The organism is Sphingomonas sp. 35-24ZXX, assembly GCF_000786215.1.
Classification (GTDB): domain Bacteria; phylum Pseudomonadota; class Alphaproteobacteria; order Sphingomonadales; family Sphingomonadaceae; genus Blastomonas.
This window is the reverse complement of record NZ_JROG01000001.1, coordinates 367,244-388,603: the sequence shown is the minus strand read 5'-3', so window position 1 is coordinate 388,603 and position 21,360 is coordinate 367,244. Positions and strand designations below refer to the sequence as shown.

Below are 21,360 nucleotides of genomic sequence, written 5' to 3'. Positions count from 1 at the left end.
CCCGCAGCATGACCGCAACCCCTGCCTGGCCCCCGCGCTCCGCCCCGCGCCTGTTCGTCGAAACACCGCTCGCCGAAGGCGCATCGCTGCGCATCGAGGGCAATCAAGCGCATTATCTGGTCAATGTCATGCGGCTAGCCGAAGGCGCAGTGGTCAAGCTGTTCGACGATGTCAGCGGCGAATATCTGGCGCGGGTGAGCGCGCGCGGGAAGCGCGACCTGATGCTGACGGTCGAGAGCCTGTTGCGCCCGCGCGAGGCTGTCCCCGATTTCTGGCTGTGCGCCGCGCCGATCAAGAAGGCCAGGTTCGATTTCCTCGCCGAAAAGGCCTGCGAGCTCGGCGTCGCGCGCTTCGTCCCGGTGCTGACCGACCGTGCGGTGGTCGACAAGGTCAAGGATGACCGGCTACGCGGCACGATGATCGAAGCGGCAGAGCAATGCGAGCGTACCGCCTTGCCCGAAATCGCTCCCCTCACCCGGCTCGATGCGCTGCTGAAGGCCTGGCCAGAGGGCCGCCACCTGTTCTTTGCCGATGAACGGCTGCACGAAGGCGGCGGCGCATCGCTGGCGCAAGCGCTGCAGCGTCACATCGGGCCCGCGGGAGTGCTGATCGGCCCCGAAGGCGGATTTACCGATGCCGAAAATGCCGCCATCGCCGCGCACCCTGCGGCTGTGCCGGTATCCCTGGGTCCGCGCATCCTGCGCGCCGAGACCGCCGCGATTGCCGCCACCGCCGTCTGGATGGCCGCCGCGGGCGATTGGGCCGCTTGAAAGACCGGCTATTCACCCCATTACACATTTAGGGCTGGCTTGGGTTGCAAGGCGCAACTAAAGCCAGCGACAACAGACTAATCCAGGGTTCAGGGCGCATCCGATGAGCACACGTACTTCCACCGGCCAGCACGAGCCCGTGATCACCTCCATCGCCGAGCTGGCCGAGCCGATGCGCGCGGGCGAGAAGCCCAAGGCCGATTGGCGGATCGGTACCGAGCACGAGAAATTCGTGTTCAACCGCAGCGATTTCCACGCCCCCAGCTACAGCGAACCCGGCGGCATACATGACCTGCTGATGTCGCTGCGCGAATTCGGCTGGGAGCCGGTCGAGGAACTGACCGCTGACGGCGGCAGCAACGTGATCGCGATGCGCGGCCCCGATGGCACGGTGAGCCTCGAGCCTGCCGGACAGCTCGAACTGTCGGGTGCACCGCTCGAAAACCTGCACCAGACCTGCGCCGAAACCGGCCGCCACCTGGCCCAGGTCAAGGCCGTGGGCGAAAAGACCAATACCGGGTTCCTGGGCATGGGCATGTGGCCGGACAAGACCCGCGCCGAACTGCCGATCATGCCCAAGGGCCGCTATGGCATCATGCTCAATCACATGCCGCGCGTCGGCAGCATGGGTCTCGACATGATGCTGCGCACCTGCACGATCCAGGTGAACCTCGATTATGCGAGCGAGGCCGACATGGCCAAGAAGTTCCGCGTCGGCCTGGCGCTGCAGCCGCTGGCGACCGCGCTGTTCGCCAATTCGCCGTTCACCGAAGGCAAGCCCAACGGCATGCTTTCGTACCGCAGCCACATCTGGTCGGACACCGACCCTGCCCGCACCGGCATGCTGCCGTTCGTGTTCGAGGAAGGGTTCGGCTACGAACGCTATGTCGAATACATGCTCGATGTGCCGATGTACTTTGTCTTCCGCGACGGGTTGTACATCGATGCGGCAGGCCAGAGCTTCCGCGATTTCCTGAACGGCAAGCTGCCCGCGCTGCCCGGCGAGCGCCCGACAATCAGCGACTGGAACGATCACCTTTCCACCGCCTTCCCCGAGGTTCGCCTCAAGAGCTTCCTCGAGATGCGCGGCGCCGATGGCGGCCCGTGGAGCAAGATCTGTGCGCTGCCTGCTCTGTGGGTCGGCCTGCTCTACGATCAGGGCGCGCTCGATGCGGCGTGGGATGTGGTCAAGGGCTGGAGCATCGAGGAACGCCAGACGCTGCGCGATTCCGTGCCGAGGATGGGCCTCAATGCGCCGATCGCAGGCGGCGGCAAGCTGCTCGATATCGCCGCCGAGGTTCTCGACATCGCTTCAGCCGGCCTTGCCGCGCGCGCGCGCACCAACTCCAGCGGCGACAACGAGACCGGCTTCCTCGAACCGCTGCGCGACACTGTCGCGCGTGGGCGGACGCCGGCCGAGGATCTGCTCGCCAAATACCATGGCGAATGGGGCGGCGACCTCAGCCGGATTTATGACGAAATGCAGTTCTGATACGTCGATTGACGCTCAATTTTGGGGTAATCGACCCAAAACCGTCACACCAGAGCAACACCTCCGCAAGATATTGCAGTGCAACATTGGTGGTCGCTTGACCACCAACCCCCCGCTTCGCATGGCGCGACAAGGGGCGACAGGATGATCGAGTCGTCGCCAGATGATTCTCTCCCTCATGGGTCCTGCCGGAGTTCAATCGATGCGCTTTACCGCCTTTTCCTCGCCTTCCCTGGCCGTCATCGCCACCGCCCTGCTGGGTGTCAGCCTGGCATCGCCCGCCATGGCACAGGAGCAGGTCGCCGACGATGCCGAGCGTGGCATCGGGGTGATCGTCGTGACCGCGCAGAAGCGCAGCGAAGATCAGCGCGATGTTCCGCTGTCGATCTCGACGCTGAGCGCCGATGCGCTGGCTGCGGTGCAGGCCGGTGGCGGCGACATTCGCGGACTCGCGGGCCGCGTGCCCAACCTCAACATCGAAAGCTCGTTCGGCCGCACCTTCCCCCGTTTCTACATCCGCGGCTTGGGCAATACCGATTTCGATCTCAACGCCTCGCAGCCGGTCAGCCTGGTTTATGACGACGTCGTGCTGGAAAACCCAATTCTCAAGGGCTTCCCGATTTTCGATCTCGATCGCATCGAGGTTCTGCGCGGCCCGCAGGGCACCCTGTTCGGCCGCAACACCCCGGCGGGCATCGTCAAGTTCGATACCGTCAAGCCCGGCGCGACCGGCGGCTATGCCAAGGCCAGCGTCGCCCGGTTCAACACCTTGCAGCTCGAGGGCGCGCTGGGCGCCGATCTCGGCAACGGCTTTGCGATCCGCGCATCGGGCTTCTACCAGCACCGCGACCATTGGGTCGACAATATCGACAACGGCCCGGGCGATGACCTCGGCGGCTATGACGATTTCGCCGGGCGCCTGCAGCTGCAGTATGAAGATGGCCCGCTGACCGCGCGGCTGGTGGGACAGGTCCGCATTCTCGATGGTTCGGCCATCCTGTTCCGCGCCAATGTCTTCCAGAAGGGCAGCAATGACCTCAATGGCGTCGCCGGGCCCGGCAGCGATTTCCGCCGCGACCAGATCCGTTCGGACGGGCTGAACTTCCAGGAACTGAACACCTATAACGCTGGCCTCACGGTCAACTATGACTTCGGCCCGGTCACGCTAACCTCGGTGACATCCTATTGGAACGGCAACCTCAAGAGCCGCGGCGACATCGACGGTGGCTTCGGCAATGCCTTTGCACCGAGCCAGGGCCCCGGCGTCATCCCGTTCTCGGCGCAGACCCGCGACGACGTCCCCAGCCTGGACCAGTTCACGCAGGAAATCCGCTTCGCCTCGAACAACGAGACCGGTCTTGGCTATCAGGTCGGCGGGTTCTTCTTCAACGAGAAGCTGGACATCACCACGCTCGATTACGGCGCACCGGCCGATACCGTCGCCGCAGCCGTCGCGGTGCAGCGTCAAGTGACCGATTCCTTCGGCGTCTTCGCCTCGATCAACTACAAGTTCGACAATGGCCTCACGCTGCAGGCTGGCGCGCGCTACAACAATGACGAGCGCAATTTCGCTGCCGCGCGGCCGATCGATACCCGGCCGGGCTTCCTGAGCTTTGGCGGCCCGGTCCCGACGCTGACGACGGCCGTCGATGCCGATCTCGTGACCTGGGACCTGAGCGCCATCTACGCCGCGAGCGATGCGGTGAACATCTTCGCACGTGCCGCCCGCGGTTACCGTGCGCCTTCGATTCAGGGGCGGCTCGCCTTTGGCCGCTCGCTTTCGGTCGCCGATAGCGAGCGGACGATGTCGTACGAAGCGGGCATCAAGACGGTGCTGTTCGATGGCCTCGCGCGGTTCAACCTGACCGGCTATTATTTCAACACCGAGGACCTGCAGCTGACGGCCGTAGGCGGAGGCGGCAACGTGACCTCGCTGCTCAACGCCGATGACGTCGAAGGCTATGGCTTTGAGGCCGATCTGGCCGCGCGCCCCGCGGACGGCCTCGATCTCAGCATCGGCATCGGCTACAACGAGAACGAAATCCAGTCGCCCGGTCTCGGCGTAGCCGGTTGCGGTTCGCCGTGCACCGTGCTCGACCCCGCCGTCGCCGGCCGTCCGGGCATCTTCTCGATCAACGGCAACCGGCTGCCGCAGTCGCCGAAATGGTCGCTCAACTGGACCGCAGGCTATGCCATTCCAGTCGGCAATGGCGAAGTCTACGCCTTTACCGACTGGTACTATCGCTCGCGCATCCAGTTCTTCCTGTATGACTCGGTCGAGTTCAGCGACGACAGCCTGATCGAGGGTGGCCTGCGCTTTGGCTATCGCGCGAGCAACGGCAGCATCGATGTCGCAGCCTTTGTCCGCAACATCACCAACAACACCTCGGCTACCGGCGGCATCGATTTCAACAACCTGACCGCCTATGTCAACGAGCCGCGCATCTTCGGCATCGAGGTCGGCACCAGGTTCTGAACCGCGGTCAAGCGGCGGACGCAGCCCTATCGGTTGCGCTCCGCCGCATGAGCAGCAGATACCAGCCGATCAGCACGGTGTTCGACAGCGCATTGCGCCAGAAGCCGGTGGCGACGGACAGACCGCTGTCGACGACATACCAGAGCAGGATCGCGATCGTGATCCCGCGCCACATCGCTATGGCGGCCGTCTGAGGCATGGCATCCGTTGCGCGCACCACCGCCAGCACGGTTGCCCCCCAGCCCAATGTCACGGCGCCCATCAGTGCGAGGCTGAAACGCAGCACCGGATCCCAGGTGATTGGCCCGGGGCCATCGAGAATGCCGAACAGCGCATAGACGCCCGCGCTCGTCGCATCGAACGCCCCGCCCATCAGCACCAGCCCGAAGACGATCACTGCGCCGCACCAGATCTGCATCTGCGCCTGCCATTGTCTGTCCATCCCGATATCTCCCATCAGCCATCAATCACACCCAGCTACCCTGGCTCGGCGATGCGAAACAATTACCTGGACGGTAATGCCACGCCTGCATCCAATCCCCGCCCGGCAGCGTTAGGATGATCATATGCGTATTCCCAACATCATCGGATGGGCGCGCCGGCTGGTCTGGCTCGCGATTGTGGCCTTTGCCCTGCTGGTGGCGTTCGCCTGGGTGAAGCCCGGGCGCGAAGACATGCCCTGGACACCATTGTCGCTGAGCGAGCCGATCGGAATGTCCACCGCTCGCAAGATCGCTGCCCTCGGCGATGACCGTGACCAGTGCCTGGCGCTGCTCGCAACCTCGGGGCTCGAATTCACGCCTTCCGAGCCTTTCGGGGCTGACCAGTGCCGGGTGGAGAATGCGGTGCGCGCGCAGTCGGGCCAGCCGTTGCTCCCTCTCGCCCCCGCCTCCGTCGCGCCGTCCTGCCCGATGGCGACCGGGCTGCTGATCTGGCAGACGCAGGTCGTACAGCCCGAGGCGCAGGAGATTTTGGGCGCGAAAGTCAGGCAGATAGAAACCTTTGGCAGCTATTCCTGTCGCCGGATGTATGGTCGAAGCGAAGGCGCCTGGAGCGAGCACGCCACCGCCAACGCGCTCGACGTCAGCGGTTTCTTGCTCGCCGATGGCAGGCGGATTTCGGTGCTGCGCGATTGGTTTGGCGGTGACGAGAAGGCGCTGTTCCTGAAGCGCGTGCGCGATGGCGCCTGCGAGCTGTTTTCGACCACGCTTTCGCCCGATTACAACGCGGCACATGCCGACCATCTGCACCTCGATCTGGCGGATCGTGGTGCAATGGGTTGGCGCGCCTGCCGTTGAGGCGGTCGGCGCTATTCGCGCCCGGCGCGGATCGCGGCACCCGCAGCGATCGGGCAGACGACGGTCAGCAACAGGCTTGTCGCGCCGAGCAGCAGCAGGCCGTTCTGGCTTCCCGGGGCCAGGCTCCCTGCACCGAAGATCAGCAGAGGCACCGCAAGCGGCAGCAGCAGCAGCCCGCCCAGCGCCGCACCATGGCGAAGCCCGGCGGTCAGCGCCGCAATCATCACCCCCAGCGCTGCGAGTGCCGGCGTCGCGCAGGCCAGGCCGATCTCGACAATGATCAGCTGCTCGGCGCTCTGGCCCAGCAGTCCGGCCGAAATCACCGCGGCCAGCATCAGCGGCGGGCCGAAGCTCAGCCAATGGCCGATGGTCTTGGCGAGCGCGATCAGCTCTTCGGAAAGCCCGCGCACGACATATTGATCGATCATGCCCTGGTCGAGATCGGCCTGAACCAGCCGGTCGATCGGCAGGATGCTGGCGAGCAGCGCCGCGACCCAGATCACCCCGCCGCCGGTGCGCCCCAGCAGCTGCGCATCAGGACCGACGGCGAAAGGATAGATCGTCGCCACCGCGAGAAAGAAGATGATCGGCATGATGAAGCCCGAAGAGCCGCGCGCGCCGCCCCCCAGACCGAAAGCCAGCACCAGTTCGCGCCGGGTCAGCTTCAGCAGCGCGGCGATCATTCGGCGTCTGCCATGAGGTCCGCGCCAGCAAAGTCCGCCAGCGCCAGCATCTGCGCCCCCTGCATCGGCAGCGGCTGGTGCGAGGCTGCGAGCACGATGCCGCCGGTGGCACGGTGCGCGGCGATCATCGCCCCCAGCCGCTCGATCGATGCGGTATCAAGACCGTTGGCGGGCTCGTCGAGCAGCCAGACGGCGGCACGCGAGACCTGGATCCGCGCGAGCAGTGCGCGCTTGCGCTGCCCGGTCGAGAGAAAGCGCACCGGCACATCTGCCAGATGCGCCAGATCCACCGCTGCCAGCGCACGCGCAATATCGTCGGCATCTGTCCCGTCGATCTGGGCCCAGTGCGCCAGCGCGCGCGCCAGTGGCTGGCCCTGGTCAAGCGCCACGCGTTCATCCGCCAGTGCCATGCGTCCCTGCACATCGACCTTGCCTGCATAGGCCGGCAGCAGCCCGGCCAGGACGCGGATCAGGCTGGACTTACCCATGCCATTGGGCCCGGTCACGTGCAGCGCTTCTCCGGAGGTCAGCGCAAAGGACACACCGCGAAACAGCATCCGGCCGCCGCGCACGCACGCAAGCGACGTGCAGCTCAACGCCGCACCGCCTTCAAATTCCTTGGTTTGTGCAGCATCTTGCGCCATCTGCACCGCAGATAGGCGCAATTGCCGCCTGCTGCCAAGAGGAGACACGGGGCATGGTGACCAAACTCACCGATATCGAACGCACCACCGCGCTGGGCGCGCTTCCAGAATGGACGCACGAACCGGTGCGCGACGGCCTGGTCCGGACCTTCAAGTTCACTGATTTCGTCGCCGCCTTCGGCTTCATGACCCGGGTCGCGATTCTGGCGGAAAAGGCCGATCACCATCCCGAATGGTCGAACGTCTACAACCGCGTCGAGATCCTGCTGACCACGCACGATGCGGGCGGGCTTTCGCAGCGCGATATCGACCTTGCGACCCAGATCGACGCGCTGATCTGAACCCTGCACAGGGCGCCTTTCGGCGGCCATTGTGCAGGCGGCCTGCTCGCTATACGGTACGCGCCTGACCGACCCTGCATGAACGGGGCGGCAAGCCGATCTGGAGAGAGAGCTTATGGCAGACGACACCCCGAATCTGGTCGAGGAAGCAGCGCAGCACACCACCGCACTGGGGCCGCTGATGGGGCTGGCACGGGAGGATTTCGTAGGCGCGATCGGGCTTCTGCTGCGCGAGACCGCCAGTGACCCTGCCCGGACCATGCGCCACGCGCAGGCGTTTTCGGAAGATGTCGTCAAGATCATGATGGGCCAGTCGGAGCTGTCGCCCGACCCCAAGGACAAGCGCTTCATGGACCCGGCGTGGCGGTTCAATCCGTTCTTCCGCGCCGGGGCCCAATATTACATGGCCGTCCAAAAGGGCATGAAGACCTGGATCGACGAGCTCGAGCTCGATGCGCTGGAACGCGACCGCGCCAATTTCATCTCCGCGATCATCATCGATGCGCTCGCCCCCACCAACACCTTGCTGGGCAATCCGATGGCGCAGAAGCGCATCGTCGATTCCGGCGGCCTGTCGCTGCTCAAGGGGTTGAAGAACGCCTATAACGACATGGTCTACAACGACGGCATGGTCAGCCAGGTCGACAAGAAGCCGTTCACCATCGGCGAGAATGTCGCGACTTCGAAGGGAAATGTCGTCTATCGCGACGAGATCATGGAGCTGGTGCATTACGCGCCGACGACGGATGAGGTCTATGCCATCCCGCAACTGACCATCCCGCCGCAGATCAACAAGATGTACATCAACGATCTGTCGCCCGAGAAATCGGTGGTCAAATGGCAGGTCGACAACGGCATCCAGACCTTCGTCATCTCGTGGCGCAACCCGCAGAAGGAGCATGGCGCCTGGGCAATGGCGGATTACATCGCCGCGTGCACCCGCGCGATCGATGTGGTGTGCGATATCACGAAGTCGAAGAAGGTGAATGTCTCGGGCGGCTGCTCGGGCGGGCAGACGCTCGCCATGCTGCTTTCCAAGCTGCGGGCTTCGGGCGACGATCGTATCGGCGCGGTCACGCTGATGGTGTGCGTGCTCCATCCCAAGCAGACCGATATCGAAGCGGGATCGCTGATGAGCGACAATGGTCTGGCGCTCGCCAAGCAGCGCGCGGCGCGGAAGGGCGTGATCAAGGGCAGCGACCTGTCGCGCGGCTTCGCCTGGTTGCGGCCAAACGACCTGATCTGGAACTATGTCATCAACAACTATCTGATGGGTGAGGATCCGCCGGCGTTCGATGTGCTGTTCTGGAATGCCGATGCCACCAACCTGTCGGCCAGCCTGATGGGCGACTTCCTCACCATCTTCGAGACACTGGCGTTCACGAAGCACGGCGAGGTCGAGATGGTCGACCACAAGATCGACCTGTCCAAGGTGACCAACGACCTGTTCATCCTGGGCGGGGTGACCGATCACATCACGCCCTGGCGCGCATGCTATCGCTCGACCCAGCTGTTCGGCTCGAAGAACGTCGACTTCATTCTCTCGCAATCGGGGCACATGCAGGCGATCCTCAACCCACCGACCAACCCCAAGGCCAAATATTTCCGCATGAAGGGCAACACCCCCACCAAGGCGGGCAAGACCCCGGCGGATGTCGATGACTGGCTCGCCAAGGCCGAAGAGGTCAAGGGCAGCTGGTGGCCGTACTGGATGGAATGGCTGCAGGCGCGGTCGGGCGACAAGCAGGCGGCGCCTGCGTCCACCGGCAGCAAGAAGCACCCTGCGCTGGAACCTGCGCCGGGTCTGTATGTACTGGAGTGAGCGCTTGCCAATTCCCCCCGCATCGGAGAGGATTGCGGCACATCTGACATCGAACGACAGGAATACCCTTTGGCCAGCAAACCCAAGCCCGCCTCCAACGGCCCGGACATCACCATGGAGGTGGCCGACGGCCGCACCCTGCGCGTGGCGCGCTGGCGCTTTGACGAGGGGCTGACCAAGCCGCCGCTGCTGTTCTTCAACGGCATCGGCGCGAACATGGAAGCGGTCGCCCCGTTTGCCAAACTGCTCGAGGAACGCCCGTTCATCACCTTCGACATGCCCGGCGTCGGCGGCTCACCCGACCCCAAGGTGCCCTATAACGCGTTCCTGATGTCGCGGATCGCATGGCTGCTGCTCGACCGGTTCGGGGTCGAGACCGTCGATGTGATGGGGGTGAGCTGGGGTGGTGCGATGGCGCAGCATTTTGCGCTCCAGCATTCGGGCAGCGTCAACCGGCTGGTGCTGGCCGCGACCACCGCGGGCATGTTCATGATCCCCGGCAATATCTCGGCGCTCAGCAAGATGGCCGACCCGCGCCGTTATATCGACCCCAGCTACATGGAGAAGCATTTCGCGACGCTCTATGGCGGGTCGACCGAAGGCGCGACCGGCCACACCGGCCGGATCACCCCGCCGTCCAAGATGGGCTATTTCTACCAGCTGCTGGCAATGATCGGCTGGACAAGCGCCCCCTTCCTGCCCTTCCTCGGCAAGCCGACGCTGATCCTGATGGGCGGCGACGACCAGATTGTGCCGGTCGCCAACGGGCATATCCTCAAGACCCTGATCCCCAATGCAGAGCTCAAGGTGATCGATGATGGCGGCCACCTGTTCCTGCTCAGCCATCTCGACGAAAGCCTCGCCGCGATCCGCGCGCATCTAGATGCCGTGAGCGATTGACATCTCTTTCCCGTCACTCCCGCGCACGCGGGGGTTTCGCTTCTTAGCCAACGATGGCACGAAAGCGGGATTCCCGCGTTCGCGGGAATGACGATGGAGTCTTCGTAAAGCTCAGCCAGCCTTCACCTTCTGGCGATAGGCATGCAGCAAAGGCTCGGTATAGCCGCTGGGCTGCTCGACGCCCTTGAACACCAGATCGCGTGCCGCCTGGAACGCCAGCGATCCTTCGGGATCGCTCGCCATCGGACGGTACAACGGGTCGCCCGCATTCTGCGCATCGACCTTTGCCGCCATCCGCAGCAAAGCCGCATCAACCTCTTCGGCAGTGCACACGCCGTGCAGCAGCCAATTGGCCAGCGCCTGGGAGGAAATGCGCAGCGTCGCGCGGTCTTCCATCAGACCGACGTCATGGATGTCGGGCACCTTGGAACAGCCGATGCCCTGATCGACCCAGCGCACGACATAGCCAAGGATGCCTTGCGCGTTGTTGTCGAGCTCGGCGCGGATATCCTCGGGCGACCAGTTCTGCCCGGCGGCCAGCGGCACATTGAGCAGCGGTTCGAGCGTCGGCACCGGCTGGCTCGCGATTTCGGCGCGGCGGGCGAAGACATCGACCTTGTGATAGTGCATCGCATGCAGCGTCGCGGCGGTGGGCGAAGGCACCCAGGCGGTGTTGGCGCCGGTCAGCGGGTGACCGATCTTCTGTTCCATCATGTCGGCCATCATGTCGGGCGCGGCCCACATGCCCTTGCCGATCTGCGCCTTGCCATCGAGCCCGCATTTCAGGCCGATCCCGACATTGCGCGCCTCGTACGACTTGATCCAGTCCGAGGTCTTCATGTCGCCCTTGCGAACCATCGGGCCAGCCTGCATCGAGGTGTGAATCTCGTCGCCGGTGCGATCAAGGAAGCCGGTGTTGATGAACACGATCCGGTCCTTCACCGCATGGATGCAAGCGGCAAGGTTGGCCGAAGTGCGCCGCTCCTCGTCCATCACGCCGACCTTGATCGTGTGCCGCGCCAGGCCCAGCATGTCTTCGACCGCATCGAACAACGCGTTGGTGAAGCCGCACTCTTCGGGCCCGTGCATCTTGGGCTTGACGATATAGATCGAGCCTGCACGGCTGTTGCGGAAACGGCCCAGGCCCTTGATGTCGTGGCAACCGATCGCGCTGGTGAACACCGCATCGAGAATGCCCTCGGGCGCTTCGGTTCCATCGGCCAGCAGCACCGCCGGATTGGTCATCAGGTGCCCGACATTGCGCACGAACAGCACGCTGCGGCCCGGCAGGCTGAAGGCCGTGCCATCGGGCGCCGTATAGTCACGGTCCGCCTCCAGCGCTCGGGTCAGCGTCTTGCCGCCCTTGGGGAAGCTTGCCTGCAGGTCGCCGCGCATCAGCCCCAGCCAGTTGGTATAGGCGGTGACCTTGTCCTCGGCATCCACCGCCGCGACCGAATCTTCCATGTCGACGATCGTCGTCAGCGCGGCCTCGAGCAGCACGTCGGCGATGCCGGCGGGGTCGTCCTTGCCGATCGGGCTGGCCGGATCGATCACGATCTCGATATGCAGGCCATTGTGGCGCAGCAGCAGATTTGCGCCGTTGGTCCCGACGAGCTGCACCGGATCGGCGAGCGCAGGTGCACCGCCGGCAAAGTCCGCCCAGCTTCCGTTCGCGAGCGGCACCGCCTCATCGAGGAACGCCTTGGCGGCCTTGACAACCGCAGCACCGCGCACCGCATCATAACCGCCCGGCTGGGCTGGCGCGGCGTCGAGCGCATCGGTGCCGTAATAGGCATCGTACAGGCTGCCCCAGCGCGCATTGGCGGCGTTGAGCACGAAGCGGTCGTTGAGCGACGGCACCACGAGCTGCGGGCCGGCCATCGTCGCGATCTCGGGATCGACATTGGTGGTGCCGATCGCAAACGGCTGCGGCTCGGTAACCAGATAGCCGATATCGTAGAGGAAGGTGCGGTATTCCATCGCGTTCAATGGCTGGCCCTTGCGCGCGCGGTGCCAGTCATCGATCTTTGCCTGAAGTTCCTCGCGCTTTTGCAGCAGCGTGCGGTTCACAGGCACGAACCGCTCGAGCAGCGCGGCGAAATCCGCCCAGAAGCGGTCCGCATCCAGCGCCAGCGGGGCCAGCACCGAATCGGTGATGAAGCCGTGCAGCGCGGAATCGATGCTGATGCCGTTGATCTGGATAGTGTCGCTCATTCCCGGTCCTCTTTGCTTGTTACAAGTCTCCCGGGCGTAGCATGCCAGGGAGGTGCAAGGTCTTTTCCGGGGAGGAATGAAGCACTGGCTATGGCAAGGCAAGGTTTCAAAGTAAATCCGCTTTTGGTCGCAACGGGTGGCGGCGGGCGTTCAACCCGGCTATGGGTTGGCGGATGACGACCAGCCCTGCCAGCCTGACCGCATCCGAGCGCGCCTGCCTGGATACCATCGACCAGACCGCAATGCTGAGCCAGGTCGAAACCTGGGCCGCGATCAACAGCGGATCGGGCAATCTGGCCGGGCTGGCGCGCACCGCCGCCCTGCTTTTAGACGGTTTCGCCGCGCTTCCCGGGACAGTCCGGCTGGTGGATGGCGCGCCGGTCGAAGCGGTGCGCGCCGATGGCAGCGTCGACACGATCGAACGCGGCCAGCATCTCGTCGTGTCGGTACGCCCCGATGCGCCGCTGCGCCTGCTGCTGACCGGCCATATGGACACCGTGTTCCCCGCCGACCACGGCTTTCAGACCATGCGCTGGCTCGAGCCGGGCGTGCTGAACGGCCCCGGCGTCGCGGACATGAAGGGTGGCATCGCGGTGATGCTGGCGGCGCTGCGCGCGGTGGAGACATCGCCGCTCGCCGCCACGATCGGGTACGACGTGCTGATCAATTCGGACGAAGAGGTCGGTTCGGGCTCGTCTGCACCGCTGATCGCCGGCCTGGCCGCGGGCAAGGCCGCAGCATTGACCTATGAGCCCGCCCTGCCCGATGGCACCTTGGCGGGCGAGCGCGGCGGATCGGGCAATTTTTCGGTCATCGTCACCGGGCGATCGGCGCATGCCGGGCGCAACCCGCACGAAGGGCGCAATGCCCTGGTCGCAGCGGCGGACATCGCGCTGCGGCTGAAGGCGCTGACCCGCGACGGATTGTCGGTCAATCCGGCGAAGATCGAAGGCGGCAGCGCCAATAATGTCGTGCCCGATCATGCAATCCTGCGCGTCAACTTTCGCCCGCAAAGTTTTGCAATGCAGGCCTTTGCCGATGAAGCGCTGCGCCAGATCGGCGAGGCTGTCGCCCGCGAGCACGAGGTTTCGGTGCACGTGCACGGCAGCTTCGGCCGTCCGCCCAAGCCGATTGATCCGGGCGCGCAAAAGCTGTTCGGGCTGGTCAAGGACTGCGGAGCGGCATTGGGGCTCGATATTGCCTGGCGCGGCACCGGCGGGGTGTGCGATGGCAACAATATCGCGGCCTGCGGCGTGCCGGTGGTCGACACCATGGGTGTGCGCGGCGGCGCGATCCACAGCGCCGACGAATTCCTGATCACCGACAGCCTGGCCGAACGCGCCCGGTTGTCGGCGCTCACCATATTGCGGCTTGCCGAAAAGAGGGGGTTATGAGTTTTGTCATCCGGGCGGCGACGCCAGGCGATCTGCAGCCGATCTACGAGATGGCGAAGCTGACCGGCGGGGGGTTCACCAACCTGCCCGCCGACCGCAAATCGCTCGAATCGAAGCTCGTGCGTTCGACCGAAGCGTTCACGCGCGATGCCGACAGCGTGTCGGACGAGCTGTTCGTACTGGTGCTCGAAAACACCGAGACCGGCGAGATTCGCGGCACCTGCCAGTTGCTCACCCGCGTCGGGCAGAAATGGCCGTTCTATTCCTACCGGCTCAGCACGCTCACCCAGCACAGCGCTGAACTCGCGCAGACATTTCGCGCCGAAATCCTGAGCCTGGTGACCGATCTTGAGGGATCGTGCGAAGTCGGCGGGCTGTTCCTGCACCCTGGCGAGCGCGCAGGCGGCCTTGGCATGCTGCTCGCCCGCAGCCGCTATCTGTTCATCGCGATGCACCGCGCGCGCTTCACCGACCGCATCCTTGCCGAACTGCGCGGCGTGATCGACGAGGCAGGCGATTCGCCGTTCTGGGACAGCATCGCCGGGCGGTTCTTCGGCATGAGCTTCGATGAGGCGGACACGTTCAATGCGCTGCACGGCAACCAGTTCATCGCCGATCTGATGCCCAAGCATCCGGTCTATGTCGCGATGCTCTCCGATGCTGCGCGGCACGTGCTGGGCCGCCCCAATGTCAGCGGCCGTGCGGCGATGCGCATGCTGGAAAATGAAGGATTTGCGCACGAGAATTATGTCGACATCTTCGACGGCGGCCCGACGATGACCGCACGGACCGATCAGGTCCACTCGATCCGCAACTCGCGCGATGCGGTCCTCAGCGAGCTTGCCGACGGCGGCGCGCTCTCGCTGGTAGCATCGGGCAAGCTGGCGGACTTCCGCTGCGCCTATGGCCATGTCGCGCCCACGGACGAGGGGATTGCGCTGGACGCCAAGGCTGCCGGATTGCTGGGAATCGCGCCGGGTGATGCGGTGCGCTGGATCGAACGCTGAGAGAATGAAGAGCGACATGCTGACCGAAATCAACTTCGACGGAATCATCGGCCCCAGCCACAATTATGCGGGATTGAGCCTGGGCAATATCGCCTCTGCCAACAACGCAGGCGCCGTCAGCGAGCCGCGCGCAGCCGCCTTGCAGGGCGTCGCCAAGATGCGCAGCAATATGGCGCTGGGGCTGCCCCAGGGCTATTTCATGCCGCTCGACCGGCCCAATGCGGGATGGCTCGATGCCCTGGGCTGTGATGTCGCGAGCGCCGAAGCGCACATGCGCGCCGCTGCCTTTTCCGCCTCGTCGATGTGGGCCGCGAACGCCGCAACGGTTTCGCCTGCGCCCGACACCGCCGATGGCCGCTGCCATCTGACGGTGGCCAATCTGATGACGATGCCCCACCGCAGCCATGAATGGACGGGTACGCTGGCGCAATTGCAGCTGGCCTTTGCCGACCAGCGCCATTTCGCGGTGCACGGCCCCGTCCCCGCCCCGTTCGGTGACGAGGGCGCGGCCAATCACATGCGGCTGTGCCCGCGGCACGACCAGCCGGGCGTCGAGATTTTCGTCTACGGCAAGGCCGGCGGCCCCTTCCCTGCGCGCCAGCATGTCGAGGCGGGCAAGGCGATCGCCCGGCGGCACGGGCTGGCGACAGACCGCGTGCTGATGATCCAGCAGAGCGAAACCGCGATCGCGGCGGGCGCCTTCCACAACGACGTGGTCGCGGTCGCCAACGAAACGGTGCTGTTTACCCACGAACAGGCGTTCGAGGATCGGGAGGCGAGCTATGCCGCGATCCGTGCCGCCTTCCCCGCGGTGCAGATCGTCGAGGTCCCGGCCAGCGCGGTATCGCTTGCCGATGCGATCAAGAGCTATCTGTTCAACGCCCAGCTGGTCACGCTGCCTTCGGGCGGCCAGGCGCTGGTGTTGCCCAGCGAGGCGCAGGAGGTGCCTGCCGTGTGGCGCTATCTCGAGCAGATGGTCGCAGGCAATGGCCCGATCCGCCAGCTGGTGCCGGTGAATGTTCGCCAGTCGATGGCCAATGGCGGCGGTCCGGCCTGCCTGCGGCTGCGCGTGGTAGCCGGTCCCGCGACGATCGACCAACGCTTCATCGCCACGCCCGAAAGGCTGGACACGATCGAGCAGGTGATCGCGAAGCATTGGCCCGAACGGATCGCGCCTGCCGATCTGGCAGACCCGGCGCTGGTCGCTGCCGTGCGCGAAGCCCGGGCTGCGCTGCTGGCCGCGCTTGGCCTCGCGGAGCTGGAATGACCTGTCGGCAGGCTTTACACCTTAACCCTTTCTTCACCATGTTGACCGGCGGAAATCCGCCCTTGGCACAACCCTTGCGGAAGAAACGGCATGTTTGAAAAGATCCGCCGGCTGTTCCTGATCAAGACCAAGTTCGAGGTGTTTCTGATCACCTATGCGCTGGCGCTGGGAGCTTGCGAACGCGGCAAGCTCTACCTCGATCAGTATCCGGGATTTGGCGGCTGGCTGCTGTTTCTGGCCTGCACCGGCGCGGTGTTCATGGCCGGCGCGAAGATGCTCGACGCCATCGACTATCAGAAAGCGTACGGGCCCGAGTGACGCCTGGCGGGCGCTGCGGGTGCTTGCTCAGCAATGTCGAATGAAGGGCAAGTGGAGAGCTTCTGTTGCCCGGTGCTCTCCAAACCGCTGAACTCCGCTTCTGTTGCCCGGTGGGTTCAACCGCGCTCTTGCTAGATAACTCTTGGCCGTTAGGCCGCTGAATTATGCAGCGAGGGCGAGTGCGTCATTGTCATTGGCACTTATCGTGTTTGAGCCTTTAACGGGTTACTCAGCCCGGACGAAAACAACGTCTTTCAACACACGTCGATCCTAGTTCGGCCCCATCAAAAGCCCCGCCTGCGCGAGGATCCCCCCGCTTGGACGAAGATTATGGTGGAGCCGCCGGGTACCGCCCCCGGGTCCGCTGTGCCTATTGCACGCCGCAGTTTATCGTCATAGCCGGACGAACCGGCAGGAACTCATATAGCGATGGATTGATGAATGGGAAGTGAGTGCGGGCAGAAAAGCTCTGCCGGCCTCTCTTCTTCCCTCTCCCCTCCCGCAGGCGGGAGGGGAGAACGCAGCCTCACTTCTTCAGCAGATCGCGGATTTCTGCGAGCAGTTCGACTTCGCTCGGGCCAGCGGGAGCGCCGGGCTCTTCGGGCTTCTTGAACAGCTTGTTGGCCTGCCGCACCATCAGGAAGATGATGAACGCCAGGATCAGGAAGTTGATCACCACGGTGATGAACTGCCCATAGCCGAGCAGTGGAACCCCTGCCTTCTTGAGCGCGGCATAATCGCTGAGCGATCCGGCATAGCCCTCAGGCACCGGGCCCAGCATGATGAAATAGCTGGAAAAATCTGCGCCGCCGAAGATCGCGCCGACAAGCGGCATGATCAGGTCTTCGGTGAGCGAGGTGGTGATGGTGGCGAACGCCCCGCCAATGATCACGGCCACCGCCAGATCGAGTACATTGCCGCGTGCAATAAACGCCTTGAACTCTGCGAACACGTGTTTCCCCTTTTGCTGTCACGATATGACCCTATAATCGACTACGACGTGGAGATGTCGAGCGCTTTGCAGGTGCAACATGTAAAACATGGTCTTGCAGAGTTGCCGTGTTAACACGATATAACGGTCGCGCGTTATCAACCGGAGGGAATTTGTCGACTATGCGTATCACCCGTTATGCCCTGCTGCCGCTGGCTGTCCTGGCGCTGTCCGCCTGCGGTATCAATTCCGTTCCGACGGCCGAAGAAAATGCTAAGGCCAAATGGGCCGATGTCGAAAACCAGTATCAGCGGCGTGCCGATCTGGTGCCCAATCTGGTCTCGACCGTGAAGGCTGGCGCGGCATCGGAGGAAAAGATCCTGACCCAGGTCACGCAGGCGCGTGCCAATGCGACGGCGATCAACATCACCACCGAAGACCTGTCCGATCCGGAAACCTTCGAGAAATTCAATCAGGCGCAGAACCAGCTGACCCAGGCTTTGGGCCAGCTGCGCACCGTGGTGGAAGCCTATCCGCAGCTGCAGAGCCAGCAGAACTTCACCACGCTGATGAGCCAGCTTGAAGGCACCGAGAACCGCATCTCGGTCGCCCGCCGCGATTATAACGAGGCGGTGCGCGAGTATAACACCACCATCCGCACCTTCCCCGATTCGATCGGTGCCAATCTGATCCACGGTGCCAAGCCGCTGGTTCCGTTCAAGGCCACGACGCAAGGCGCCGAGGAGGCACCCAAGATCGATTTCGGCCAGTGAGCCTGCAACGCGCCTTCGGGCATCTGTGGCAGAAACTGACCCTGGCGCTGCTGCTGATCGCAGCGGCGTCGGGGACGGTTGCCCACGCCCAGACCTTCCCCAAGCTCACCGGACGCGTGGTCGACAACGCCAACCTGCTCGATCCCGCGCAGGAGGCAGCGCTGACCGCCAAGCTGGAAGCGCTGGAAAAGCAGTCCAGCCGCCAGCTGGTGATTGCCACGCTGCCCGATCTGCAAGGCTATGAGATCGAGGAATACGGCTATCAGCTGGGGCGCGAATGGGGCATCGGCCAGGCTGAAAAGGGCTCGCTGGAAAAGGACAATGGCGCGCTGCTGATCGTCGCGCCCAACGAGCGCAAGGTGCGCATCGAGGTCGGCTATGGCCTTGAGGGCGTGCTGACCGATGCGCTGACCAGCAACATCATCCAGCAGGACATCCTGCCGCGCTTTCGCGACAAGGATTTCCCGGGCGGTATTGCCGTGGGCACCGATGCGATCGTCACCCAGCTGACGCTGCCGGACGAAGAGGCACGCGCCTATGCCAAGAAGATGGAAGAGGAAATCCGCGTCAGCCAGGATGGCGACGGCATCGGCCTGTTCATCTTCTGGGGCCTGATCATCCTGTTCTTCTTCATCGTGCCCATGCTGAGCGCGCGGGGCAAAGGATCGCGCTATCGCGGCGCCGGCATTGGCGGCATCACCACCTGGGGCGGATCGTCCGGGTCCTCCTGGGGTGGCGGCGGCGGCTTCGGCGGTGGCGGCGGCTTTGGTGGCGGTGGCGGCAGCTTCGGCGGCGGCGGCTCCTCGGGCGGATGGTGAGGCCAATGGTGAAACGGGCATGAGCAAGGTCGAAACAGTCACCCCGGACGAGCACTGCATCGTTACTGCGGCCGTAGCCGAGGTCGAGCAGCACACCGATGGCGAGATCGTTACGGTCATCGCGGGCCAGTCCGACGATTATCGCGAGACGCCGATCTACTGGGCGGTTGCGGCGATCTTCCTGGCGCTGGCCTGCATGGCGGTCTTCCCCGAATATTTCGATGGATTGCTGTCGACCTTCACCGGCGGATGGGAGCATGTCTACACCCCGGGCGAATATCTCACCATCATCATGCTGGTGCTGGCCGCCAAGTTTGCCGCGGTGCGGCTGCTGGTGGGCTGGAAGCCGCTCAGGCTGGCCCTCACCCCCTCTGCAGTCAAGCAGATGCGCGTGCGGGCGCGGGCAATCAACCTGTTCAAGGTCAGTGCCGAAAAGCGCACGATGGGCCTGACCGGGGTGCTGATCTATCTGTCGATGGCCGAGCACCGCGCCGAGATCGTCGCCGACAGCGCGATCGCCGCCAAGGTCAGCCCTGATGTCTGGGGAGAGGCGATGGCCGACATGATCGTCGAACTGCGCGCAGGCCGGCCAGGCGCCGGCATGGCAGCAGCGGTGCGCGATGTTGGTAAGGTGCTGGCGGAGCATTTCCCCAAGACGGGCGACAACCCCAACGAATTGCCCGATCGGCTGATCGAGCTCTAGGCTTGCCGGCTCTGCGTGCGCCGCAATGACAGGACATACCCATGACCGAACCCGAAGAAATCGTCTGGCAGGGTCGGTTCATCACCGCCAAGACGCGCGGCAAATGGGAATATGTCTCGCGCAGCCGGGGCATCAGCGCGGCGGTGATCCTGGCGGTCCATGACGGGGCGGTGGTACTGGTCGAGCAGTTTCGCGTGCCGCTGGGCCGCACCTGCCTTGAACTCCCCGCAGGCCTGATCGGCGACGGCAGCAGCGATGAAGCGCCCGAACTGGCGGCAGCGCGCGAGCTGGAGGAGGAAACCGGCTTTCGCGCTGGGCGCATCGAAAACCTCGGCCAGTTCTATTCCTCGCCCGGCATGGTCAGCGAATCCTTCCACCTGATGCGTGCGCATGATTTGGAGCGCGTGCACCAGGGCGGTGGGGTCGAGGACGAGGATATCGTTGTCCATGTCGTCCCCCTCGCCGATCTGAGCGCCTTTGTTGCGGAGAAGCGCGCGCAAGGCTGCGGCATGGACGTCAAACTGCTGTTGCTGCTGGGCGCAGGGATGCTGGCCTGAGCCCCCTGCCCCGGCCTGAGCCCCGCCTGGGGGCGAAGCTTATCCCTTGCCCTTGGTCTTGGTCGCGCCAGCCTTGCAGTTGCCCTCGATGAAATCGATGATCATCCCGGCGATGTTCTTGCCGGTGGCATTCTCGATGCCTTCCAGCCCAGGCGAACTGTTGACCTCCATGATCACCGGGCCATGATTCGACCGCAGGATATCGACACCCGCCACGTTCAGCCCCATGACCTTGGCCGCACGGACCGCGGTTGAGCGTTCCTCCGGCGTGATCTTGATTGCCTTGGCGCTGCCGCCGCGGTGCAGGTTCGAGCGGAAATCGCCCTTGGCCCCGGTGCGCATCATCGACGCGACCACCTTGCCGCCGATCACGAAGATGCGGATGTCACTGCCATCGGCTTCCTTGATGAATTCCTGCACCAGGATGTTCACGTTCGCGCCGCGAAACGCCTCGATCACCGACTTGGCGGACTTCTCGGTCTCACCCAGTACCACGCCGATGCCCTGCGTGCCTTCCAGCAGCTTGATGACCACCGGCGCGCCGCCGACAATCTTGAGCACCTCGTCGGTCTGACGCGGATCGTGCGCAAAGGCGGTGACCGGCAGGCCCAGCCCATGCTTGGCGAAGATCTGCATCGAGCGCAGCTTGTCGCGCGAACGCCCGATCGCGACACTTTCGTTCAGTGACCACACGCCCATCATCTCGAACTGGCGCAGCACCGCCAGGCCATATTGCGTGATCGACGCGCCGATGCGCGGAATCACTGCGTCATAGCCGCCGATCGGCAGCCCGTGATACTGCGCGCCCGGGCGGTGCGAGGTGATGTTCATGGTCACTCGCAGGGTATTGAGAATGTCGATCTCGTGACCCCGCTCCCGGGCGGCCTCGCAAAGGCGCCGGTGCGAGTAGAGATTGGGATTGCGCGCCAGCATCGCGATTTTCATGAGGGGG

Annotated in this window: 21 protein-coding genes and 1 other RNA gene; 15 read left to right on the top strand and 7 right to left on the bottom strand. The window is 64.3% G+C overall.

Annotation, left to right across the window (positions count from 1 at the left end; all coding sequences use genetic code 11):
* Positions 1-8 precede the first annotated feature (8 nt).
* The 3 genes from LI72_RS01815 to LI72_RS01805 all read left to right on the top strand — a co-directional run bounded on the left by LI72_RS01815 (position 9) and on the right by LI72_RS01805 (position 4,738).
* Entirely contained in the window at positions 9-770 is a 762-nt protein-coding gene (locus LI72_RS01815) for a 16S rRNA (uracil(1498)-N(3))-methyltransferase (protein WP_033924127.1), read from the top strand.
* Positions 771-873: 103 nt separating this feature from the next.
* A complete protein-coding gene (locus LI72_RS01810) occupies positions 874-2,262 on the top strand; it encodes a glutamate--cysteine ligase (protein WP_033924126.1) in 1,389 nt (462 codons plus the stop codon).
* Between the two features lie 202 nt (positions 2,263-2,464).
* Positions 2,465-4,738 carry a TonB-dependent receptor gene (locus LI72_RS01805; RefSeq protein ID WP_052129391.1) on the top strand — a complete coding sequence of 758 codons (2,274 nt, stop codon included), beginning with the start codon at positions 2,465-2,467 and terminating at the stop codon, positions 4,736-4,738.
* Between the two features lie 7 nt (positions 4,739-4,745).
* Here the strand turns inward: LI72_RS01805 and LI72_RS01800 are convergent, their stop codons facing one another.
* A complete protein-coding gene (locus tag LI72_RS01800) occupies positions 4,746-5,180 on the bottom strand; it encodes a hypothetical protein (RefSeq protein ID WP_033924124.1) in 435 nt (144 codons plus the stop codon).
* A gap of 124 nt (positions 5,181-5,304) precedes the next feature.
* On the opposite strand from LI72_RS01800, the gene LI72_RS01795 reads away from it, so the two are divergent.
* A complete protein-coding gene (locus LI72_RS01795; protein ID WP_033924123.1) occupies positions 5,305-6,036 on the top strand; it encodes an extensin-like domain-containing protein in 732 nt (243 codons plus the stop codon).
* Positions 6,037-6,047: 11 nt separating this feature from the next.
* Here the strand turns inward: LI72_RS01795 and LI72_RS01790 are convergent, their stop codons facing one another.
* Both LI72_RS01790 and ccmA read right to left on the bottom strand, forming a co-directional pair.
* Positions 6,048-6,719: a heme exporter protein CcmB gene (locus LI72_RS01790; protein ID WP_052129390.1), complete on the bottom strand. Its 672-nt coding sequence runs from the start codon at positions 6,717-6,719 to the stop codon at positions 6,048-6,050.
* On the bottom strand, positions 6,716-7,363 hold the full coding sequence (gene ccmA, locus LI72_RS01785) for a heme ABC exporter ATP-binding protein CcmA (protein ID WP_052129389.1): 648 nt from the start codon (positions 7,361-7,363) through the stop codon (positions 6,716-6,718). The genes LI72_RS01790 and ccmA overlap by 4 nt, the downstream gene beginning before the upstream one ends.
* A 53-nt stretch (positions 7,364-7,416) precedes the next feature.
* Here ccmA and LI72_RS01780 point away from each other — a divergent pair, with 53 nt between their 5' ends.
* From LI72_RS01780 to LI72_RS01770, 3 genes are all read left to right on the top strand, one after another.
* Entirely contained in the window at positions 7,417-7,704 is a 288-nt protein-coding gene (locus tag LI72_RS01780; protein WP_033924122.1) for a 4a-hydroxytetrahydrobiopterin dehydratase, read from the top strand.
* Between the two features lie 115 nt (positions 7,705-7,819).
* The gene (locus LI72_RS01775; protein ID WP_033924121.1) at positions 7,820-9,526 is read left to right on the top strand and encodes a PHA/PHB synthase family protein; all 1,707 of its coding nucleotides are present in this window, start codon (positions 7,820-7,822) and stop codon (positions 9,524-9,526) included.
* A 69-nt stretch (positions 9,527-9,595) separates the two neighbouring features.
* Positions 9,596-10,426, top strand: a complete 831-nt coding sequence (locus LI72_RS01770; protein WP_033924120.1) for an alpha/beta fold hydrolase — start codon at positions 9,596-9,598, stop codon at positions 10,424-10,426.
* 111 nt (positions 10,427-10,537) lie between these two features.
* Here LI72_RS01770 and LI72_RS01765 read toward each other — a convergent pair whose 3' ends face one another.
* Positions 10,538-12,640 (bottom strand): malate synthase G, encoded by a 2,103-nt coding sequence (locus tag LI72_RS01765; protein WP_033924119.1) that lies wholly within the window; start codon positions 12,638-12,640, stop codon positions 10,538-10,540.
* A 173-nt stretch (positions 12,641-12,813) separates the two neighbouring features.
* Here LI72_RS01765 and LI72_RS01760 point away from each other — a divergent pair, with 173 nt between their 5' ends.
* The 4 genes from LI72_RS01760 to LI72_RS01745 all read left to right on the top strand — a co-directional run bounded on the left by LI72_RS01760 (position 12,814) and on the right by LI72_RS01745 (position 16,626).
* Complete coding sequence (locus LI72_RS01760; RefSeq protein WP_033924118.1) at positions 12,814-14,034, top strand: hydrolase; 1,221 nt, start codon at positions 12,814-12,816, stop codon at positions 14,032-14,034.
* Positions 14,031-15,041 carry an arginine N-succinyltransferase gene (locus LI72_RS01755; RefSeq protein WP_033924117.1) on the top strand — a complete coding sequence of 337 codons (1,011 nt, stop codon included), beginning with the start codon at positions 14,031-14,033 and terminating at the stop codon, positions 15,039-15,041. Before LI72_RS01760 ends, LI72_RS01755 begins: the two co-directional genes overlap by 4 nt.
* Positions 15,042-15,057: 16 nt before the next feature.
* Complete coding sequence (locus LI72_RS01750) at positions 15,058-16,308, top strand: N-succinylarginine dihydrolase (protein ID WP_033924332.1); 1,251 nt, start codon at positions 15,058-15,060, stop codon at positions 16,306-16,308.
* A 90-nt stretch (positions 16,309-16,398) separates the two neighbouring features.
* Positions 16,399-16,626: a hypothetical protein gene (locus LI72_RS01745; protein WP_033924116.1), complete on the top strand. Its 228-nt coding sequence runs from the start codon at positions 16,399-16,401 to the stop codon at positions 16,624-16,626.
* A gap of 88 nt (positions 16,627-16,714) precedes the next feature.
* Here LI72_RS01745 and ssrA read toward each other — a convergent pair.
* Positions 16,715-17,078: a transfer-messenger RNA gene (ssrA, locus tag LI72_RS19305) on the bottom strand.
* 74 nt (positions 17,079-17,152) lie between these two features.
* The gene (gene mscL, locus LI72_RS01740) at positions 17,153-17,578 is read right to left on the bottom strand and encodes a large conductance mechanosensitive channel protein MscL (protein ID WP_033924115.1); all 426 of its coding nucleotides are present in this window, start codon (positions 17,576-17,578) and stop codon (positions 17,153-17,155) included.
* A 161-nt stretch (positions 17,579-17,739) separates the two neighbouring features.
* Between mscL and LI72_RS01735 the strand changes: the two genes are divergently transcribed.
* Genes LI72_RS01735 through LI72_RS01720 form a run of 4 tightly spaced genes read left to right on the top strand, consistent with a single transcriptional unit; the run spans position 17,740 to position 20,408 of the window.
* The gene (locus LI72_RS01735; RefSeq protein WP_197051759.1) at positions 17,740-18,330 is read left to right on the top strand and encodes a LemA family protein; all 591 of its coding nucleotides are present in this window, start codon (positions 17,740-17,742) and stop codon (positions 18,328-18,330) included.
* The gene (locus LI72_RS01730; protein ID WP_156139431.1) at positions 18,327-19,148 is read left to right on the top strand and encodes a TPM domain-containing protein; all 822 of its coding nucleotides are present in this window, start codon (positions 18,327-18,329) and stop codon (positions 19,146-19,148) included. Before LI72_RS01735 ends, LI72_RS01730 begins: the two co-directional genes overlap by 4 nt.
* 19 nt (positions 19,149-19,167) lie before the next feature.
* A complete protein-coding gene (locus tag LI72_RS01725; RefSeq protein ID WP_033924330.1) occupies positions 19,168-19,851 on the top strand; it encodes a TPM domain-containing protein in 684 nt (227 codons plus the stop codon).
* 41 nt (positions 19,852-19,892) lie between these two features.
* Positions 19,893-20,408: an NUDIX hydrolase gene (locus tag LI72_RS01720; RefSeq protein WP_033924113.1), complete on the top strand. Its 516-nt coding sequence runs from the start codon at positions 19,893-19,895 to the stop codon at positions 20,406-20,408.
* Positions 20,409-20,447: 39 nt separating this feature from the next.
* Here the strand turns inward: LI72_RS01720 and rimK are convergent, their stop codons facing one another.
* Complete coding sequence (gene rimK, locus LI72_RS01715) at positions 20,448-21,353, bottom strand: 30S ribosomal protein S6--L-glutamate ligase (protein ID WP_033924112.1); 906 nt, start codon at positions 21,351-21,353, stop codon at positions 20,448-20,450.
* Between the last annotated feature and the right edge of the window lie 7 nt (positions 21,354-21,360).

Coding starts and splice junctions, on each gene's coding strand:
- LI72_RS01810 (WP_033924126.1), top strand. CDS start 874: ATGAGCACACGTACTTCCACCGGCCAGCACGAGCCCGTGATCACCTCC.
- LI72_RS01725 (WP_033924330.1), top strand. CDS start 19,168: ATGAGCAAGGTCGAAACAGTCACCCCGGACGAGCACTGCATCGTTACT.
- LI72_RS01790 (WP_052129390.1), bottom strand. CDS start 6,719: ATGATCGCCGCGCTGCTGAAGCTGACCCGGCGCGAACTGGTGCTGGCT.
- LI72_RS01745 (WP_033924116.1), top strand. CDS start 16,399: ATGTTTGAAAAGATCCGCCGGCTGTTCCTGATCAAGACCAAGTTCGAG.
- LI72_RS01750 (WP_033924332.1), top strand. CDS start 15,058: ATGCTGACCGAAATCAACTTCGACGGAATCATCGGCCCCAGCCACAAT.
- LI72_RS01735 (WP_197051759.1), top strand. CDS start 17,740: ATGCGTATCACCCGTTATGCCCTGCTGCCGCTGGCTGTCCTGGCGCTG.
- LI72_RS01815 (WP_033924127.1), top strand. CDS start 9: ATGACCGCAACCCCTGCCTGGCCCCCGCGCTCCGCCCCGCGCCTGTTC.
- LI72_RS01795 (WP_033924123.1), top strand. CDS start 5,305: ATGCGTATTCCCAACATCATCGGATGGGCGCGCCGGCTGGTCTGGCTC.
- LI72_RS01800 (WP_033924124.1), bottom strand. CDS start 5,180: ATGGACAGACAATGGCAGGCGCAGATGCAGATCTGGTGCGGCGCAGTG.
- LI72_RS01765 (WP_033924119.1), bottom strand. CDS start 12,640: ATGAGCGACACTATCCAGATCAACGGCATCAGCATCGATTCCGCGCTG.
- rimK (WP_033924112.1), bottom strand. CDS start 21,353: ATGAAAATCGCGATGCTGGCGCGCAATCCCAATCTCTACTCGCACCGG.
- LI72_RS01780 (WP_033924122.1), top strand. CDS start 7,417: ATGGTGACCAAACTCACCGATATCGAACGCACCACCGCGCTGGGCGCG.
- LI72_RS01720 (WP_033924113.1), top strand. CDS start 19,893: ATGACCGAACCCGAAGAAATCGTCTGGCAGGGTCGGTTCATCACCGCC.
- ccmA (WP_052129389.1), bottom strand. CDS start 7,363: ATGGCGCAAGATGCTGCACAAACCAAGGAATTTGAAGGCGGTGCGGCG.
- LI72_RS01805 (WP_052129391.1), top strand. CDS start 2,465: ATGCGCTTTACCGCCTTTTCCTCGCCTTCCCTGGCCGTCATCGCCACC.
- LI72_RS01760 (WP_033924118.1), top strand. CDS start 12,814: ATGACGACCAGCCCTGCCAGCCTGACCGCATCCGAGCGCGCCTGCCTG.
- LI72_RS01755 (WP_033924117.1), top strand. CDS start 14,031: ATGAGTTTTGTCATCCGGGCGGCGACGCCAGGCGATCTGCAGCCGATC.
- LI72_RS01775 (WP_033924121.1), top strand. CDS start 7,820: ATGGCAGACGACACCCCGAATCTGGTCGAGGAAGCAGCGCAGCACACC.